This is a genomic window from Synechococcus sp. A15-127, assembly GCF_014280215.1.
In the GTDB taxonomy this organism is placed as follows: domain Bacteria; phylum Cyanobacteriota; class Cyanobacteriia; order PCC-6307; family Cyanobiaceae; genus Parasynechococcus.
Genome location: NZ_CP047948.1, coordinates 1,244,758 through 1,261,340, shown reverse-complemented (window position 1 = coordinate 1,261,340; position 16,583 = coordinate 1,244,758). Strand labels below are relative to the sequence as shown.

Below are 16,583 nucleotides of genomic sequence, written 5' to 3'. Positions count from 1 at the left end.
CTCAGGCCTCAGCTGCTGCTTCGGCGCGCAGACGCCGCCAGCGCGCGTAAAACTGGATTGACGCCGCCATGAACACCACGAGTCCGACGATGAACCAGGTCGCGGCGCTGGTCGGGAACTGGTTCTTGAAGACCACCAGCATCACAACCAGCACCAGCAGCAGGGTGGGCAGTTCGTTGAAAGCGCGCAACTGACGCCCGCTCCACTGACAGCCGCCCGTCTTCAACTGTCCCATCAGCCTGTAACAGAGCAGGTGATAGGCGAGCAGTGCAACGACGAAGCCCAGCTTTGCGTGCATCCAGCTCTCATGAAGCCAGCCGGGTTGAAGCAGCAGCAGACCGATCGCCATCGACACCGCGACGACCATTCCCGGGGTGGTGATGATGTTGGCCAGACGCCTCTCCATCAGTTCGTATTGCGCCCGGAACGGTTGCTGCAGCTCGGGAGCCAGCTCATCAGCCTCAACGTGATAGATGAACAGCCGAACGAGGTAGAAGAGGCCGGCGAACCAGACCACCACACCGACGATGTGGAGAGTCTTGAACCAGAGGTAAGCCTCAGGAGGAAGCGACATCACCGCAACCGCACTGGAAGGACCATACGCAGTGCTCAGGTGAGGCCGTCAAGAAAGTCGCCGGCCCGACGCTGATGGGCGATCAACACGTCCGGTGCCATGCGATCCAGATTCCGGGCCATCATCGCCAGCCGGTACTGACTGCGGAAAAAGGCCTCGTGGCGTTTGATGAATGACCAGAACAGACCGTCCCAGATCTCGCACCAGTCACCCTTGCGGTAGTCCGACATCTTCCGCACGTAGTTGGATCCGGAGAGGTAGGGCTTGGTGGTGAAGATGCCTCCGTCCGCGAACTGGCTCATGCCGTAGACATTGGGGACCATCACCCAGTCGTAAGCATCCACAAACAGCTCCATGAACCAGGTGTAGATGCGGGTCGGGTGAAAACCGCAGAGCAGCATCACGTTGCCCAGCAGCATCAGTCGTTCGATGTGATGGCAGTAACCGGTACTCAGGGCATGGTGGATGGCGTCATCGATGGGGGGAAGGCCCGTGGTGCCCTCATAGAACGCTGATGGGATCGGCCGGTCCTCGAAGTCCCAGAAGTTGCCGTTGCGCATCGTCACGCCATGGAGTCGGTACATGGCTGACATGAACTCTCTCCAGCCGATGATCTGACGCAGGAATCCTTCGAGGGAATTGATCGGGATATCCCCCTCCCCGGCTCTGTCCATCGTCCGGTTGATCACCTGCTGCGGCGTGAGCAGGCCGCAGTTCAGCATCGGTGTCAGCACCCCGTGCCACATCACCCGATGCCGGGTGCTGATCGCGTCTTCGTAGGTCCCGAACTGCTGCAGGCGATGCTCCAGAAAGTCATCCAGCCATCGGCTCGCATCGGCATGATTGATGGGATAGGCGAAGTCCTCCCAGGCCCCGATCCCCGGCAATGACTCCTGGATCAGCTCCCGACGCGCCAGGTCCACATGCCGACCGCCAACCTGACGCGGCTCCGGGGGAACAAGAACCGTTTTGGGCAGCTTCTTGCGGTTGTCGGCGTCGTAGCTCCAGCGCCCTCCAAGGGGCCCGCCATCGGCATCGATCAGCAGATCGAGCCTGCGACGCTGCATCTCATAGAAGCGTGCCATCAGCGGTTTCCGTCCGCCGCTGAAATGCTCATCCAGCAGGTCGGTGGGCGTCAGCAGCAACGGTGTGTGGCTGATGGTGAGCTCACATCCGGCTCGCCGGACGAACCCTCGCAGGCGCCGGTGCAGCAGGTCATCGACGGGGTCGACCAAATGGAAGCTCCGGTAGCCGGCTGCATGCAGCAGCCCGAGATGCCCAGCGGTGTCGACAGCCTGATCATGGCGCTGGTGCAGAACGGTCAGTCCCCTGCCACGAAGGTCGTCGCCATAGGCCTTCAGCGCTGCGCGGTGCAGCAACAGACGCTGACGATGGACACGCATCGGCCAACGGGGATCCGTGCCGAAGAACAGCGGATCCTCGATCAGTGCCACAGGTCGCCCGGCCGTGATCGCCGGATGGTCAGCGAACAGCTGATGTGGAAAAACGATGGTGATCTCCATCTCAGACAGGCTCACCGGCAAGCCGGCAGGCGCGCCGACCGAGGGCCGTGGCGAAGCCCCGATCCACCTGTCCGACACGCGGACTGAGAACACCGGCTCTGCAGTCCATCACCACCTTTTCGCGATGGCCCTGCTGGTCATTGAGGCGTAAAACCAGTTGCCAGTGGTTCTTCGCGCTGCGGGTGATGCCATCCGCACACACAGGGCCCGTGCAGAGCCCCGGCGCGGCCTCGACGACGCCCGCGATGGTGAACCACAGCACGCTGATCAGGATCAACAGTGCCTTGAATGGGAACAGCCGACGGATCATGCGCTTTGCTCCCGGGTTTCATCGCTCTGGTCGGACACATCTGGATGAAAGAAACCGTGAATCTCCCGGGCCAGGGACGATCCGACCCCTGGAGCCTGGGAGAGCCTTTCGATGCTTGCCAGCTGGATCGCGTCGATCGAATGGAAATGGGCCAGGAGCTCTTTCACGCGTTTGGGACCGAGACCAGGAATATCGGAGAGGCGTGACCGCTTCATCCGTTCCCCACGTTGCTGACGATGGAAGCTGACCGCGAATCGATGGGCTTCATCCCGGAGACGGCGCAGCAGAGCCACACCCAGCTGATCCGGTTCACTGTCGAGAGGCTGGCTCTCACCGGGCAGAAAGACCTCTTCGCGTTGCTTGGCCAGGGAGCAAACCTGCAGCTCCTCCTGCAGGTCCAGTTCGCGCAGAGCCTCCATTACGGCAGAGAGCTGGCCTTTCCCCCCGTCGATCATCACCACATCCGGCCAGTCATTCAGCCCGTCGGTCTGCAGCGCGCTGCCGCCCCGCCTGCGGAGTGCCGCCAGATCCGCACCCTCCGCCTTGGCCCTCGCCCAGCGGCGGAAGCGACGCCGGATCACCTCGGCCATGGCCATGAAATCGTCGCTGTGGCCGGAACGGATGCTGCTGCTGCGAATTTTGTATTTCCGGTAATGCTGCTTTGCCGGAAGACCATCGATGAACACCACCTGGGATGCGACCGCATCACTCCCCTGGATGTGGCTGATGTCGTAGCCCTCGATGCGCCGCGGTGAACCCGACAGTTCCAGCAGCTGCGCAAGATCCTCCATGGCCAGTGCCTGCTGTTCCTGGCCCTGCTTGGCGCGGAGCAGCTCGAACTCGGCATTGCGTTGCACCAGCTCGATCAGATCAGCCTTCTGCCGTCGCTGGGGCCAGTGAATCTGGACTTTGCGTTCTCGCTGCTCCGTCAGCCATTCCTCCAGCAGATCTTGTTGAGGCAAGGAGTGCTGCACAAGAAGTTCCGGAGGAATCTCGACCGAATCCACCTGGCTGTAATGCTCCTCGATCACGCGCTGGAGAATCACCCCCGGCTCCAGTCCTGAAGCATCCGCCGTGTACCCGAGCCGTCCGACAAGCTTTCCCGCCCGCATCTGAAACAGCTGAACGGCCGCGACACGCTCATCACTGGCGAGGGCCAGCACATCCCGACTCACCGAGGAGTCCGGGAGGCTCATCTTCTGATCCGCCGTCAACTGATCCAGCCCTTGAAGCTGATCGCGAACCCGTGCAGCCGATTCGAAATCGAGACGTTCGGCATACCGCTCCATCTGCTGCTCGAGCAGCTTCTGAAGCTCATCGCTGCGGCCCTGGAACACCATCGCCACCTTGCGCAGGGTGCGGTGATAGTCCTGCGAGGTGATCATTTCCTGGCAGACACCGGGGCAGCGTCCGATGCTGAAGTTGAGACAGGTGCGATCCGGATGCAGCGGGCGTGGACGCTGCCGAAGCGGGAACACCCGTTTCACGAGAAACAATGTGCGTCGCAGCAGCCCGACATCCACATAGGGGCCGTAGAAGCGATCGAGCGGGCTTCGGAACCGTCGTCGACGGGTGATGAAGATCCGTGGATAGGACTCGCTCCAGGTGATGCACAGATAGGGATATTTCTTGTCGTCCTTCAGCAGCACATTGAAGTGCGGCTGATGGTTTTTGATCAGATTCGACTCAAGCGCAAGGGCCTCGGCTTCGCTGTCGGTGACGATGAATTCGATCTCGCAGACCTGTCGCGTCATCAGACGGATGCGCGGCGACAGGTCATGACGGCTGCGGAAATAGCTGCGGACCCGGCTGCGCAGGCTCTTGGACTTGCCGACGTAGAGGATCCGGTCGTCCCCGTCTCGCATCAGGTAGCAACCCGGCTCAGCGGGTATGTCCCTGAGCCGGCTCTCCAGCACCTGAGGCCGGGTGAGCAGAGGTGCCACCGACGTGGACTCGTTCAAACCGTTTCAGCCGCCGTAATTCCAGCCGGTGCTTGCCAGGGTGAGTGCCTCGCCGTCAGCGAGCAGCTGGGCGGACTTCACTTCGCCGACGAACACGGTGTGATCGCCATGCTTGACCTGGCCCACCAGTTCGCATTCCACCCCGCCGATCGCCTCCTCCAGCAGTGGCAGTCCGAGCTCACCCTCACGGAAGGGAGCAGCTTCGAATCGACCTCCCATGGCCTTCTGCGGTTTGAAGAACACCGCGACCAGATCCTTCTGATCAGCGCGCATCACGTTGAGGGAGAAGCGCCCGGTGCGCTCGATGATGCCGTGGCTGGTGCTGTCGGCACGAACACCCATCACCACCAGAGGCGGTTCAAAGGAGCCCTGGGTCACCCAGCTGGCTGTGAAACCGTTGACCTCATCCCCTTCCCGCACACCGCAGACAAAAAGGCCGTGAGGGATCTTGCGCAGAAGAACCTTCTTCGCGTCAGCGTCGAGGGGCATCGAGATGGGAGTCGTTCCCTGAAATCTAGGCAGAGCCCTTCTGCATAGGATCCGATCACGGTCTGCACAGCCATGAGGGCGCTCTATCCCGGCAGCTTCGATCCGCTCACGAACGGTCACATGGATCTGATCGAACGGGCGTCTGCGCTGTTCGGCGAGGTGATCGTGGCTGTGCTGTCGAACCCCAGCAAGAAACCGCTGTTCACCGTCGAGGAGCGGATTGCTCAGATCCGGGTCTCAACGGCGCACCTGGAGCGCATTGAAGTGATCAGCTTCGACGGACTGACCGTGCATTGCGCGGAGGCCCATCGTGCCGATCTGATCCTGCGGGGACTGCGGGCGATGAGTGATTTCGAATACGAGCTTCAGATCGCCCACACAAACCGTTCTCTGGCGGAGGATCTGGAGACCGTTTTCCTCGCCACATCAGCCCGACACAGCTTTCTGAGCAGCTCTGTGGTCAAGGAGGTGGCCCGTTTCGGTGGGCCGGTGGAGCACATGGTCCCCTGCGAGGTTGCGTCCGACTTGAACAGGCATTTCAATTCGGCTTTAACACCTCCGGTGACATGAGTGACGCCCGGTTCACCGTCCTCGATCAACTCGATCAACTGGAAGAAATCGTGTTGGAGGGAAGTCGCCTTCCCTTCACCGGTGGCCGGCTTGTCAATGAAGGGGACGCGGTCGAGGTGCTCGATGCCATCCGCGAGGCGTTGCCCAAGGAGGTGGAGCGGGCCGGACAACTGCTCGACCGCCGCGATGAGTTCATCAACACGGCCCGTCAGCAGGCGGAGGAGATCGTTCAGCAGGCTCAGCGCCAGCGTGAACAGCTGGTGAACAATGCCGCGATCCGACAGGAGGCGGAGCGCCAGGTGAACGAACTGCGTGAACAGACCCGCCAGCAGTGTGAGCAGGTTCTTCAGAACACACGCCAGCAGAACGCCAAGCTTGAGCAGGAGATGCAGGCGAAGACTGCTCAGCAGGAGCAGCAGTTCGCAGCCCGCAGGCAGCAGCTGGAACAGGAGGGGCTGGAGCGTCGTCAGCAGCTCGAGCAGGAGGCTTCGGAGATCAAGCGCCAGTACGCCGAGCAGCACGAAGCCAACCGTCAGCAGGCTCTGCAGGATCTCGAGACGATCCGCCGTGAGGGGTTGCGTCTCCAGAAGGAAAGCCGTGACGAAGCGGAAAGGGTTCACAACGATGCCCTCCAGTTCCGTCAGCAGACGCAGCAGCAGTGTGAATCCCTGATTCAACGCAGTCGTCAGGAGGCTGCGAGTGTTCAGGACGGTGCCAATCGCTATGCGGAGCAGACCCTTGGAGAACTGGAGGTCCGCCTCAAGGAGATGGCCCAGGTGGTGATGGCTGGACGCCAGGAACTGGTGAAGATCCAGACCATCCGCACCCATGAGGAGGTGAATGGTTCTTCGGAGCCCAACACCGTGCCGATCACGCGGGCCCGGCGTGGTTCAGGACGGGCTCGTTCCGTCAAGCGCACCGGCTGAGGCGTTGGCTGGCCCTCAGCACCTTGCCCATCACGGTGTTGGGGGTCGATCCTCCGTTGGAGATCATGCTGACGTAGCGCGGTCCATCGGCTGTTTCCAGGATTCCTGAAAGAGTCCGCACCCCGCGCAGTGTTCCGGTTTTGCCCCAGAAGCGTCCCTCGAGGGGCGTACCGCGATAAAGACGTCTCAATGTGCCTCGCTGTGCGGCGATCGCCATCGAGGCCTGGTAGTACGAGGCCATCGGATGCTGCCCCATACGGAGCAGCAATTCAGCCAGCGTCCGGCTGGTGACGCGATTGCCTCGGGAGAGCCCGCTTCCATCACGAATTCGAAGCCCGGCAGTCGAGATCCCCTGTGCCTGCAACCAGCGGCTGTTGGCCAGAGCGGCTCGGTTCACGTCCCAGTCGTCCGCGGCTTCACGCAGCAGCACCTCAGCTGTGAAATTGTGGCTTTCGGTGTTGGCCAGACTCAGCAAGGCATGCATCGGTGCCGAGTCCTCGCTGTGCAGCACCACCGTGTCGTCACCGGCGATCGAAGCCCCTCTCTCACGCTGTTCGTGGTCGACCATCACCATGCTCAGTCGGCCCCCCTGCTGGCGTGCCGTGCTGTCGAGAATGCGCTGCAACCTGGCAGCGGGATTCATCACCGCACTGCTCAGTGCATTGCTGGTGAGCGCCAGTCGCGTGATCGGTGCCCCGTAGGCATAGGTTCGATCCGCCTGCTGCCAGTCGCTGGGCCACCAGTGGCGTTTCGGCTCTTCTCGAACCAACAGCCGGATCGGTGTTGACGGAGTGCTGGTGCTTCGGGAGCCCCCCTCGCCAAGGGCCACCATCGCGAACCGCTGGATTTCAGCGATGCTCAGGTCTGGATCTCCCTCCCCCACGATTTCCAGAGAGCCATCGGGGTGACGCAGCAGCCTGGTGCGAAGGCGGAAATCTGTTCCCAGACGATCCAGCGCAAAAGCAGTGCTGATCAGCTTCTGGTTGGAGGCCGGAACCCGGGGCACCGTGCCGTTCACATCGGCCAGCAAGGCGCCGTTCTCATCGAGCACGGTGATGCTCCAGGCACCGATCTGAGGTCCGAGCACCGAACGGATCGTCTGCTGCAGGGCCTGACAGAGGCGTCCCGGTTGCAGTTGCAGCGATGGACGTCCCTGCTGATGTTGCGGTGCCGGGGGCGAGAGCAGGGCGGACGGGATTTCACCGGTCTGCGCCAGAGCCGGAAGAGACGCCGTCAGCAAACTGATGCTGACCATCGCGCCGCGACCCATCACGCCCATCACAGGAGCTGCACTCCACTGACGGTGCCGTTCACCCGGTAAAGACGGCCCTCCAGCTCGATCGGTATACCGATCTTGAGCTTGGTTCCGCCGACCACAACACCGGACGACTTCGCTTCCCCTCTGGCTTCCAGCAGAAAGCGGGCATGGACGGGAAGGGCGGGATTGGGATTGTCCGCCTGGACGACATCCCCATCAGGAAGAACCGAGAACAGGCGACTCGTGATCTGTTCGACCCCGATCAGCTTCAGACGACCAGCCGGTTGGTTGCGGATGACCAGGCTCACCTCTCCTTCCTCCCGGATCGCATTCATCAGACCTTCCGGATCGGCGGCCACCAGATGGCGGACATCGACGCTCACGCGGATGGGTTGGATCGCCCCCGTCGCCTGAGCGACGGCATTGGTCAGCTTCGGTGACCACACGGCACCAGCCAGGGCCGACAGAGCGATCAGAGCAGCCAGTCCGTCCAACGGAGTGAGCTGGCGCAACCACGAAGGACGCTGCATCGATCGCACGATTGGACCCGAACCATACGGATTGTTCGCTGATGGATCAAGCGATTCGGATCAGTTCCGAAGTCCGTCGAGGAATCGGTCGACGGTGTTCAGCTGCGCTGCGATGCTCTGGGTTCCCTCCGTTGACAGCAGCTCGGCAAGACCTTCGGAATCAGGCCGGGAGCTGAGAGTTCCGGCCAACCGGTAACCGTCCGGGTCCTGTCTGAAGACCCGCCAGTCATCCGGATGGATCCGCATCAGGGCTCCGGCATCGAGTGGCTGCAACCAGTAGCAGGCGGTCCAGGATGCAACGAATCCGCGCCGTCGTTCCCGGGCGACACTGCCGATGCCGACGGCAGCGTCTTCGAGCCGGCCGTTGAGCATGACCACCATGCCGGCATGGGCTTCGCAGATCTCCTGGAAATCCTCGTAGTCGGAGGGTTGAGGGGAGATGGCCAGGATCAGATCCGTTCGGTCACCCGCCTCGGTTCCTGCCGACCACTGGTTGAAGTCCTTGATCGATGTCTGCAGCTCCGGTGCTTCCCGGCGGGCCAAGGCGGCAGCACCCGCATCCGGCCAGAGCAATGTCGGTTGAAGCCCTGCTTCCTTCAGAGCACTCCCCAGCCGCAGGGCGATGGGAAGCAGCCGTAGACCCTCAAAGAGCAGAGATGCGGCCAGACGGCGACTGGGAACAGCACCGATCGCGTCGAGCACAGCCCTCTGAAGATCAAGCTCCGCGGTGGCCAGATCAGCAGGGAGATGGTCCGGAAGGGGAGTGGGTGTGCTCATTGAACCAGCATCTCAGGTGCACGACTGGCGTGCTGCATCCAGGCGTTCCGGGACCGTGGCCAGATCCGCATCGCTCAGCCACGTGCCCAGGGTGAGCCGCAATCCCGAACGGCGCCAGCACGGAGCCGTCCCCATCGCGGCGAGCACAGGACTGTCCTCCGTCCGGCCTGCATGGCAGGCACTGCCGCTGCTGCAGGCGAGTCCATCCCGTGCCATCGCCCGGACGACGGCACGAGCGGACAGGGGTCTGCCTTGGCGGTCGCCGATCAGGAGGGAGATGTGGTGAGGCAGCCGCGCCTGGAGCTCAGGACCCAGCAGATGGACACCGTCCATGCGCAACAACCTCTCCAGAAGACGGTCCCTCTGGATCCGAACCGACGGATCACCCGGCGGCACAGGATGCTCGGTTGGATCGAAGCGGGGCAGACCCCGCATGGCTTCCGCCATGCCAGCGATCAACGCCACAGGCTCGGTGCCGGAACGGATGCCCCCTTCCTGTCCACCTCCGCCGAGGAGCGGATCGGGGACCGAATCGCTTCGGTGCAGCAGCAAGCCGACACCACGGGGCCCCCGCAACTTGTGGGCGGAGAGACTCAGCAGATCGATGGGATGGTCGCGCCAGCGGATCAAACCCTGGGGGATCACCTGAGTGGCGTCGGTGTGGAAGGTGATTCCGCGCTCCCGGCAGGCCTGAGCGACCTTCAGAACCGGTTGCAGACCACCAACCTCGCTCTGCCCCCAGATCATCGACACAAGCTGTGTCGGTGGGGCAAGCATCGTCTCGAGAAGATCAAGCCGGATCAGTCCATCGCCGTCAACAGGCCACTGCTGGAGCTGCCAGCCCTGCAGCGCCAGCCGCCGTGCCGCTGCCACCACGGCGGGGTGCTCAACGGCGGAGATCACCAGACGGCCAGGTTCCCTTTTGAGCGCGGTGCCCAGCAGGGCAAGATGCACCGATTCCGTGGCGCCGGAGGTGAAGGTGAGCTGGTCGCGTTCCGCCCCGAGGGCGCTGGCAATCGACTGACGGGACCGTTCCAGGCAGTCGGCAGCCCGGATACCCGGACCATGAAGGCTGCTGGGGTTGGCCCAGGTGTCTGCCTGGACAACGCGGATCCGTTCGATCACGTCGGCCGACGGAGGGGTCGTCGCCGCCGCATCCAGGTAGATGTCAGCCTTCGCTTCGCTCATACCGACTACGGATCCGTTGTTCGAGAGACTCACTCGCAAGATTGAGCATGGAATCCAGCGAGGTGTTGTTCAGGAAGGCCTGGACTCTCTGCTGCGCTTCGTCACGCAGGCAGTGGTCTGGCTGGTGACAGGCTTCCGAACAGTCATTCGCACAGTCCAACAGGTCAGGGTCCGGCTCGACCGTCCCGATGCTGGCCTGCATGGCCGGAGCCATGCTCGGAATCAGATCCGGTGACAGCACCCCATCGAAGACGGCTTCGGCTGGCCCGGTCATCAGAACGGATCCCTGACGTCCGCTCCAGGCGATCTGCAGCGGTCCGCCAGGCAGCAGCACCTCCGCCTGGTCATCACTGAGTCCGAGCAGACTGGCGGCGACGAGCGTCGCGCAGGCACCGGTGCCACAGGCAAGGGTCGGTCCGGCCCCGCGCTCCCAGACGCGGATTTCCAGGGAGCGGCGGTCGTGCACCCGCAGAAAGTGGACGTTCGTGCGTGCGGGGAACATCGGATGCCGTTCCAGAGCAGCGCCCCAGGACTCGAAGGGGATGGCCTCGAGATCCTCGACCGGCACGACCACATGGGGATTGCCCATGCCGACGGCAGCCACCGCCATCTCCACACCATCCAGATCGATGACGCCTTCCGGAAGACCACGGTCCGATACGGCCAGGCCCGTGGGCACCTGATCGGACAGCAGGAAGGGTGCTCCCATATCGACCTTCAGCTGACCGTCCCCCTGAAGCTCCGGGCAGATCAGACCTGCCGGGGTTTCGATCGACCAGCGGATGCCGACAGGGGAGCCGTCACTGTCGGCCAGAAAGCGCGCCAGGCAACGGATGCCGTTGCCGCACATCTCCGCCTCCGTGCCGTCGGCATTAAAGATGCGCATGCGCAGATCCGCCGCTCCCTCCGGAGGCAGGGCCAGGATCACTCCATCACCGCCCACTCCGAAGCGTCGGTCGCAGACCCGCCTCACCCATTCCTCAGAGGGGTCAACGATTTCAGCAGGGAGCTGACCTCTGCGTCCCTCGAGGATCAGGAAGTCGTTGCCAAGTCCCTGATATTTGCTGAAGTGCAGCATGACCGCTGGGGAACTGTCCGAATCCTATGGAGACCACCCCACTGGACTCGAGCCTTCCCGGCGTCCGATTGCTGCAGTCCTGGATCCGGGAACGCTGTCCGCTCTCCATCGAAGTGCTCGGCGCGGAGCGACTGGAAGGGCGGCTGGTCTGGCAGGACCCGGAATTTCTGGCGATCGAACGGCCGGGAGCGCAACGCCCGGTGCTGATCGGGCGCCGCCAGATCTGCGTGATCCGTCCACTCGGCTGAAACAGCAGGCTGTGGCACGATCGCAGCCTTGCCGTCGACCGGTCGCCCGTGAACAGCCGCTACGAGCCCTCCGAACTGGAGCAGCGCTGGCAGTCGAGTTGGCGTGACCTTGGGACGGACAGAACCCCCGAGGATCCGACAAGACCGGTTTTCTATGCGCTCTCGATGTTCCCGTATCCCTCGGGAACTCTGCATATGGGTCACGTGCGGAATTACGTGATCACGGATGTGATCGCGAGGGTGCAACGGATGCGCGGCCATGCCGTTCTTCATCCGATGGGATGGGATGCCTTCGGCCTTCCTGCAGAGAACGCAGCGATCGAACGGAATGTCGACCCCGGCGAATGGACGGACCGAAACATCGAACAGATGCGCGGCCAGCTCGACCGTCTCGGACTGTCCATTGACTGGGAGCGCGAACAGGCAACGTGCCACAGCGATTACTACCGCTGGACCCAGTGGTTGTTCCTTGAACTCTTTGACGGTGGGCTGGCGTACCGCAAGAACGCGACGGTCAACTGGGATCCCGTCGACCAGACGGTGCTGGCGAACGAACAGGTGGATGCCGACGGCCGATCCTGGCGTTCCGGGGCACTGGTGGAGCAGCGGCAGCTGAATCAGTGGTTTCTGCGCATCACCGACTACGCCGAGGCACTGCTCAAGGACCTGGATCTGCTCGACGGCTGGCCCGAGCGTGTCCGCACCATGCAGGCCAACTGGATCGGCCGATCGGAGGGGGCCGAGATCACCTTTGCGGTCACCGCTGATCCAGCCACGACCCTCACAGTGTTCACCACCCGGCCGGACACGTTGGCCGGAGCCAGTTACGTGGTGCTGGCGCCGGAACATCCGCTGGTGGATCAGCTCCTCGATGCTGATCACAAGGATTCCGTGCGTCGCTTTCAGAAGGAGGTCGCACGACTCAGCAACCTGGAACGCACCAGCGACGACGGACCCAAGCGGGGTGTCGCCATCGGCGCCGGTGTGATCAATCCACTCACGGGAGAGGAGCTGCCGGTCTGGATCGCTGACTATGTGCTGGCCGACTACGGCACCGGCGCTGTCATGGGCGTGCCCGCACACGATCAGCGGGATATGGCCTTCGCAACCAGCAATGGACTGGCTGTCCGCCAGGTGATCGAGGCCGACGGCACAGCCGAGGCGATCGCGGCAGGGCAGGCATGGACGGAGCCGGGGCAGTTGATCAATTCCGGCCGTTTCGATGGTCTGGATTCCAGCGCTGCCAAGACGGCGATCACCAGCCATGGCAGCGCAGAGGGTTGGGCCCAGGCCAAGGTGACCTATCGCCTGCGGGATTGGCTGATCTCCCGCCAGCGTTACTGGGGGTGTCCGATTCCGGTCATCCACTGTCCGAGCTGTGGTGCGGTGGCTGTGCCTCGAGAGGATCTGCCGGTCGAGCTCCCAAGGGGGATCGACCTCTCCGGGAAGGGCGGTTCGCCTCTGGCCCAGCAGGAGGACTGGGTGAACGTCCCCTGCCCATCCTGCGGTGAACCGGCCAGACGTGAGACAGACACGATGGACACCTTCATGTGCTCCTCCTGGTATTTCCTGCGCTTTGCGGACCCGCACAACACCGAAACACCCTTCAGCAGGGAAGCGGTGAACCGCTGGTTGCCCGTTCAGCAGTACGTGGGCGGCATCGAGCACGCGATTCTTCACCTGCTCTATTCCCGGTTCTTCACCAAGGCCCTCAGGGATCGAGGCCTGATCGATGTCGGTGAGCCGTTTCAGCGTCTGCTGACCCAGGGCATGGTGCAGGGCACCACCTACCGCAATCCGGTCACGGGCAAATACGTGGCACCGGCCGACGTCGTCGATCCCGCAGATCCCAGGGATCCCGTGACGGGTGATGCCCTTGAGGTGCTGTTCGAGAAGATGTCGAAATCGAAGTACAACGGGGTCGATCCTGCGGCTGTCATCGACCGTTACGGCGCCGACACCGCCCGAATGTTCATCCTGTTCAAAGCTCCTCCAGAGAAGGATCTCGAATGGGATGACGCAGACGTTGAGGGCCAGTACCGCTTCCTGCAACGGCTCTGGCGCCTGATCGACAGCTCACTTCCCCTGCTGGATCAGCAGGACGGCGGTGAGGGTCGTCCCGCTGAGCTCACGCTGGAGGAAGCGGATCTGCGACGAGCCGTTCACAGCGCCATCGAGGCCGTCACGGAGGACCTCAGCGATGACATCCAGCTCAACACGGCCATTTCCGAGCTGATGAAGCTGTCCAATGCCATCAATGCCACAGATCTCCCAGGCCTGCGTGTCGCCGTGCTGCGTGAAGCCCTTTCGGTGCTCGTGCGTCTGCTGGCCCCGTTCGCTCCTCATCTCGCCGAGGAGTTCTGGCAGAAACTCGGAGGGAGCGAGAGCGTGCATCAGCAGAGCTGGCCGGAGCTGGATGCCTCAGCGCTGGTGCAGGACAGCGTTGATCTGGTGATTCAGGTGAAGGGGAAGGTGCGGGGAACCATCAGCGTTCCCGCCGATGCGGACAAGGAGACCCTCGAGAAACTCGCCCTCAGCAGTGAGGTGGCTCAGAAGTGGCTCGAGGGAGCAGCGCCGCGCCGGGTGATCGTCGTGCCGGGCAAGCTGGTGAACCTGGTGCCCTGAGTCACTCAGCCGCAAATCAGTGGTTTCAGACCTTGCTGAATCGCATGCTGGCGGGACTGGACCAGTCGCCTTCAGCGGTGTAACCGCGCTTGTTGCCGGTGAGGTGCCGCATGATCCAGAAGACTGATTCGTCGGAACCCTCACCGAGGGCCTGACGGATCTCCGTGACGGAGCGGGATGCACCGTCCTTGAGCACGCCCTCCACACGGCTCTGAAGATCCAGCACCGCGGCAGCTGCTTTCTTGCCGGCTTCCACCCCAGGCTGGTGGTAGGCATTGATGTTCACCAGCTCTCCGTAGAAGCCGACCGCCCGTTCAAACAGGCCGATCAGCGCGCCGAGACGGCGAGCATCGAAACGGCGCATGGTGATGCTCAAGTTCTGACGACCTCCTTCCGTCAGTGCCGATCGGGTGCCCTGCAGGAACCCATCGAGGAAATCCCCTGGACGCTCCTCCTTGATCTCGGGAATGTCCTCAACATCCTCAAGACACTCGATGAAGGTGGCGAAGAAGTTGTCGACTCCGTCTCTCAGCTGCTGCACGTAAGCGTGCTGGTCGGTGGATCCCTTGTTGCCGTAAACCGCGATGCCCTGATGCACCACGTTGCCGTCGCGGTCGAGACGCTTGCCGAGGGACTCCATCACCAGCTGCTGCAGATAGCGGCTGAACACCTCGAGACGATCGCGGTACGGAAGCACCACCATGTCGCGCTTGCCCTTGCCGTCGCCGGCAACGAACCAGGACGCTGCCATCAGCGCAGCAGGATTGCGACGAAGATCGGCCACCCGCGTGGCTTCATCCATCTGGGAGGCACCACCCAGAAACTCGCGGATATCGCATCCGATCAGTGCTCCTGGGAGCAGGCCGACGGCGCTGGTGATGCTGGTCCGTCCCCCGACCCAGTCGAACATGTCGAACCGCTGCAGCCAGCCCTGCTGACGGGCCTCGACATCGAGCTTGCTGTCCAGCATGGTGATCGCGACGGCCTGACCCGCCCACTGGCCGCCGTTGGCCTCGACCCGGTGACGGGCCTGTTCCATGCCCAGGTGAGGTTCCGGCGTGCCACCGGATTTGCTCACCGTCACCACCAGCGTTGTCGTGAGCTTCTCTCCGAGGGCTTCCAGCACGGCACTCATGCCGTTGGGATCGACGTTGTCGAAGAAGTGAAACGGCAGACCCTCCCCATGGCGCTGGAGTGCCCTGATCATCAGAAGTGGGCCGAGGCCGCTGCCGCCGATGCCGATCCAGAGCACATCTGTGAACGCTTCCCCGTTAGGGGCCTTGATGGTGCCGCTGAGCACGTCCTTGCCGAACGATTCGATCTGATCGATCTCGCGGGACACATGAACGCGCACCTCCTCGGAGGGGGCCAGCTGGGGATTGCGCAACCAGTAATGACCGACCTGGCGCTGCTCATCGGCATTCGAGATCGCACCGGCCTCCAGCTCCTGCATCGCCGCAAAGGCCTTGTCGAAGCCAGGCTGCAGCTGATCGAGATGGGAAGTATTGAGATGCATCCGGCTCACATCAAGCCAGAGTCCGAGATCGTCGTGGTACCAGATCAGATCACAGAATCTCTGCCACTGGATTTGTGCATCGGTACCGTTGAAATCCGGAAAACTCATCAGGGCCTGAGGATGCACTCACGATGAAGTTATCCATCTTCGAACGGACTGCCCATCGCCTGCGACACCAGGGCTAACTTCTTTGCCGTGTTGTCCCCGTCCAGCTCTGCACTTCATGGGTGAGTTCCTGCGTCAATCCGCTCTGCCACTGCTGGCATGCCTGGGACTTCTCACCAGTTCGGCTGTGCTTCTGTCTGGGAAGGACCATCGAAAGACCGTTGCGGACGAGATCGCGCAACAAACCATCACCCAGCAGGGGGACCCGACGGATTTCTCCGCGGAGGAACTGCGGATGCTGCAGCGCCGCTTCGGGGTGCACGGCCCTCAGACGCCCCTCGCCCAGCTGTTTACCAACGGAGTCGACCAGCTTCAACCGCTGCGGACCCGCACCCTGGATCAGCTGCGTTCGTTGAAGAGCGATATCCACCGCCAGTCGGCTCGATATCGCGTCAACCCGATGCTGCTCACGGCAATCCTGTTCGATGAGATCCAGCATTCCAAACCGGGGGAATCGCTTCCCTTCATTGCCCACTCCGGTCTGGTCCGCACCCACGGTCCCGCCCAGATCGGCATTTCTGAGCTGATTCATCAGAACTGGCTACCAGAGGATCCCACCGATACCGACATCGCCTGGGCGCGGGAACAGCTTCTGGATCCTGCCTTCAACGTTGAACTGCTCGCCGGCAAGCTGCAGCGGCTGAAACGTGCTCTTGGACTGCCGGCTGAGTCGATGCTTCAGGCCAGCCGCTCCTATCTCGACGCCAAGGCGATCGCCACACTCACCTATCTCCACAACGGCAAACTCGATTACCCGGCTCGGGTTCTGCGTTACATGCAGGACGCCGAGCTGCACGGATTGATCTACAGCAAACAGCACGGCGGCGCGGACTGGCTGATCTGAA

At 62.7% G+C, this 16,583-nt stretch carries 16 protein-coding genes; 5 read left to right on the top strand and 11 right to left on the bottom strand.

Annotation, left to right across the window (positions count from 1 at the left end; genetic code table 11):
- Window position 1: 1 nt before the first annotated feature.
- From hemJ to SynA15127_RS06540, 5 genes are read right to left on the bottom strand one after another with little or no spacing between them, the layout of a single operon-like run.
- A complete protein-coding gene (gene hemJ, locus SynA15127_RS06560) occupies window positions 2-574 on the bottom strand; it encodes a protoporphyrinogen oxidase HemJ (RefSeq protein WP_186485484.1) in 573 nt (190 codons plus the stop codon).
- 35 nt (window positions 575-609) lie between these two features.
- Complete coding sequence (locus SynA15127_RS06555; RefSeq protein ID WP_186485613.1) at window positions 610-2,097, bottom strand: cryptochrome/photolyase family protein; 1,488 nt, start codon at window positions 2,095-2,097, stop codon at window positions 610-612.
- 1 nt (window position 2,098) lies between these two features.
- Window positions 2,099-2,407, bottom strand: coding sequence for a hypothetical protein (locus SynA15127_RS06550; protein ID WP_255475623.1), 309 nt, complete (start codon window positions 2,405-2,407; stop codon window positions 2,099-2,101).
- Window positions 2,404-4,350: an excinuclease ABC subunit UvrC gene (uvrC, locus tag SynA15127_RS06545; protein WP_186485611.1), complete on the bottom strand. Its 1,947-nt coding sequence runs from the start codon at window positions 4,348-4,350 to the stop codon at window positions 2,404-2,406. The genes SynA15127_RS06550 and uvrC overlap by 4 nt, the downstream gene beginning before the upstream one ends.
- Window positions 4,351-4,374: 24 nt before the next feature.
- A complete protein-coding gene (locus SynA15127_RS06540) occupies window positions 4,375-4,857 on the bottom strand; it encodes a flavin reductase family protein (protein WP_043691094.1) in 483 nt (160 codons plus the stop codon).
- Window positions 4,858-4,929: 72 nt separating this feature from the next.
- Here SynA15127_RS06540 and coaD point away from each other — a divergent pair, with 72 nt between their 5' ends.
- Entirely contained in the window at window positions 4,930-5,427 is a 498-nt protein-coding gene (gene coaD, locus SynA15127_RS06535) for a pantetheine-phosphate adenylyltransferase (protein ID WP_186485483.1), read from the top strand.
- Window positions 5,424-6,353, top strand: coding sequence for a hypothetical protein (locus tag SynA15127_RS06530; protein WP_186485482.1), 930 nt, complete (start codon window positions 5,424-5,426; stop codon window positions 6,351-6,353). The genes coaD and SynA15127_RS06530 overlap by 4 nt, the downstream gene beginning before the upstream one ends.
- On the opposite strand, the gene dacB is transcribed toward SynA15127_RS06530, so the two are convergent.
- The 5 genes from dacB to dapF are packed head-to-tail and all read right to left on the bottom strand — an operon-like array spanning window position 6,337 to window position 11,184.
- Window positions 6,337-7,623 carry a D-alanyl-D-alanine carboxypeptidase/D-alanyl-D-alanine-endopeptidase gene (gene dacB, locus SynA15127_RS06525; RefSeq protein WP_186485481.1) on the bottom strand — a complete coding sequence of 429 codons (1,287 nt, stop codon included), beginning with the start codon at window positions 7,621-7,623 and terminating at the stop codon, window positions 6,337-6,339. The two genes, SynA15127_RS06530 and dacB, sit on opposite strands and share 17 nt — an antisense overlap.
- Before the next feature lie 8 nt (window positions 7,624-7,631).
- Window positions 7,632-8,141, bottom strand: coding sequence for a DUF4330 domain-containing protein (locus SynA15127_RS06520; RefSeq protein ID WP_186485480.1), 510 nt, complete (start codon window positions 8,139-8,141; stop codon window positions 7,632-7,634).
- Between the two features lie 60 nt (window positions 8,142-8,201).
- Complete coding sequence (locus SynA15127_RS06515; RefSeq protein WP_186485479.1) at window positions 8,202-8,918, bottom strand: DUF1995 family protein; 717 nt, start codon at window positions 8,916-8,918, stop codon at window positions 8,202-8,204.
- Window positions 8,919-8,930: 12 nt separating this feature from the next.
- Window positions 8,931-10,106 (bottom strand): cysteine desulfurase family protein, encoded by a 1,176-nt coding sequence (locus tag SynA15127_RS06510; RefSeq protein WP_186485478.1) that lies wholly within the window; start codon window positions 10,104-10,106, stop codon window positions 8,931-8,933.
- On the bottom strand, window positions 10,087-11,184 hold the full coding sequence (gene dapF / locus SynA15127_RS06505; protein WP_186485477.1) for a diaminopimelate epimerase: 1,098 nt from the start codon (window positions 11,182-11,184) through the stop codon (window positions 10,087-10,089). The genes SynA15127_RS06510 and dapF overlap by 20 nt, the downstream gene beginning before the upstream one ends.
- Window positions 11,185-11,210: 26 nt before the next feature.
- On the opposite strand from dapF, the gene SynA15127_RS06500 reads away from it, so the two are divergent.
- Window positions 11,211-11,432 (top strand): hypothetical protein, encoded by a 222-nt coding sequence (locus SynA15127_RS06500; protein ID WP_043691083.1) that lies wholly within the window; start codon window positions 11,211-11,213, stop codon window positions 11,430-11,432.
- Between the two features lie 9 nt (window positions 11,433-11,441).
- Entirely contained in the window at window positions 11,442-14,057 is a 2,616-nt protein-coding gene (gene leuS / locus SynA15127_RS06495) for a leucine--tRNA ligase (RefSeq protein WP_255475645.1), read from the top strand.
- 25 nt (window positions 14,058-14,082) lie between these two features.
- Here the strand turns inward: leuS and SynA15127_RS06490 are convergent, their stop codons facing one another.
- On the bottom strand, window positions 14,083-15,681 hold the full coding sequence (locus SynA15127_RS06490) for a glucose-6-phosphate isomerase (protein WP_186485475.1): 1,599 nt from the start codon (window positions 15,679-15,681) through the stop codon (window positions 14,083-14,085).
- A 115-nt stretch (window positions 15,682-15,796) separates the two neighbouring features.
- Here SynA15127_RS06490 and SynA15127_RS06485 point away from each other — a divergent pair, with 115 nt between their 5' ends.
- The gene (locus SynA15127_RS06485) at window positions 15,797-16,582 is read left to right on the top strand and encodes a helicase DnaB (RefSeq protein ID WP_255475622.1); all 786 of its coding nucleotides are present in this window, start codon (window positions 15,797-15,799) and stop codon (window positions 16,580-16,582) included.
- Window position 16,583: the final 1 nt, after the last annotated feature.

Coding starts and splice junctions, on each gene's coding strand:
- SynA15127_RS06555 (WP_186485613.1), bottom strand. CDS start 2,097: ATGGAGATCACCATCGTTTTTCCACATCAGCTGTTCGCTGACCATCCG.
- dacB (WP_186485481.1), bottom strand. CDS start 7,623: ATGGGTCGCGGCGCGATGGTCAGCATCAGTTTGCTGACGGCGTCTCTT.
- dapF (WP_186485477.1), bottom strand. CDS start 11,184: ATGCTGCACTTCAGCAAATATCAGGGACTTGGCAACGACTTCCTGATC.
- SynA15127_RS06510 (WP_186485478.1), bottom strand. CDS start 10,106: ATGAGCGAAGCGAAGGCTGACATCTACCTGGATGCGGCGGCGACGACC.
- SynA15127_RS06490 (WP_186485475.1), bottom strand. CDS start 15,681: ATGAGTTTTCCGGATTTCAACGGTACCGATGCACAAATCCAGTGGCAG.
- SynA15127_RS06515 (WP_186485479.1), bottom strand. CDS start 8,918: ATGAGCACACCCACTCCCCTTCCGGACCATCTCCCTGCTGATCTGGCC.
- SynA15127_RS06520 (WP_186485480.1), bottom strand. CDS start 8,141: ATGCAGCGTCCTTCGTGGTTGCGCCAGCTCACTCCGTTGGACGGACTG.
- SynA15127_RS06485 (WP_255475622.1), top strand. CDS start 15,797: ATGGGTGAGTTCCTGCGTCAATCCGCTCTGCCACTGCTGGCATGCCTG.
- SynA15127_RS06530 (WP_186485482.1), top strand. CDS start 5,424: ATGAGTGACGCCCGGTTCACCGTCCTCGATCAACTCGATCAACTGGAA.
- SynA15127_RS06540 (WP_043691094.1), bottom strand. CDS start 4,857: ATGCCCCTCGACGCTGACGCGAAGAAGGTTCTTCTGCGCAAGATCCCT.
- coaD (WP_186485483.1), top strand. CDS start 4,930: ATGAGGGCGCTCTATCCCGGCAGCTTCGATCCGCTCACGAACGGTCAC.
- hemJ (WP_186485484.1), bottom strand. CDS start 574: ATGTCGCTTCCTCCTGAGGCTTACCTCTGGTTCAAGACTCTCCACATC.
- SynA15127_RS06500 (WP_043691083.1), top strand. CDS start 11,211: ATGGAGACCACCCCACTGGACTCGAGCCTTCCCGGCGTCCGATTGCTG.
- SynA15127_RS06550 (WP_255475623.1), bottom strand. CDS start 2,407: ATGATCCGTCGGCTGTTCCCATTCAAGGCACTGTTGATCCTGATCAGC.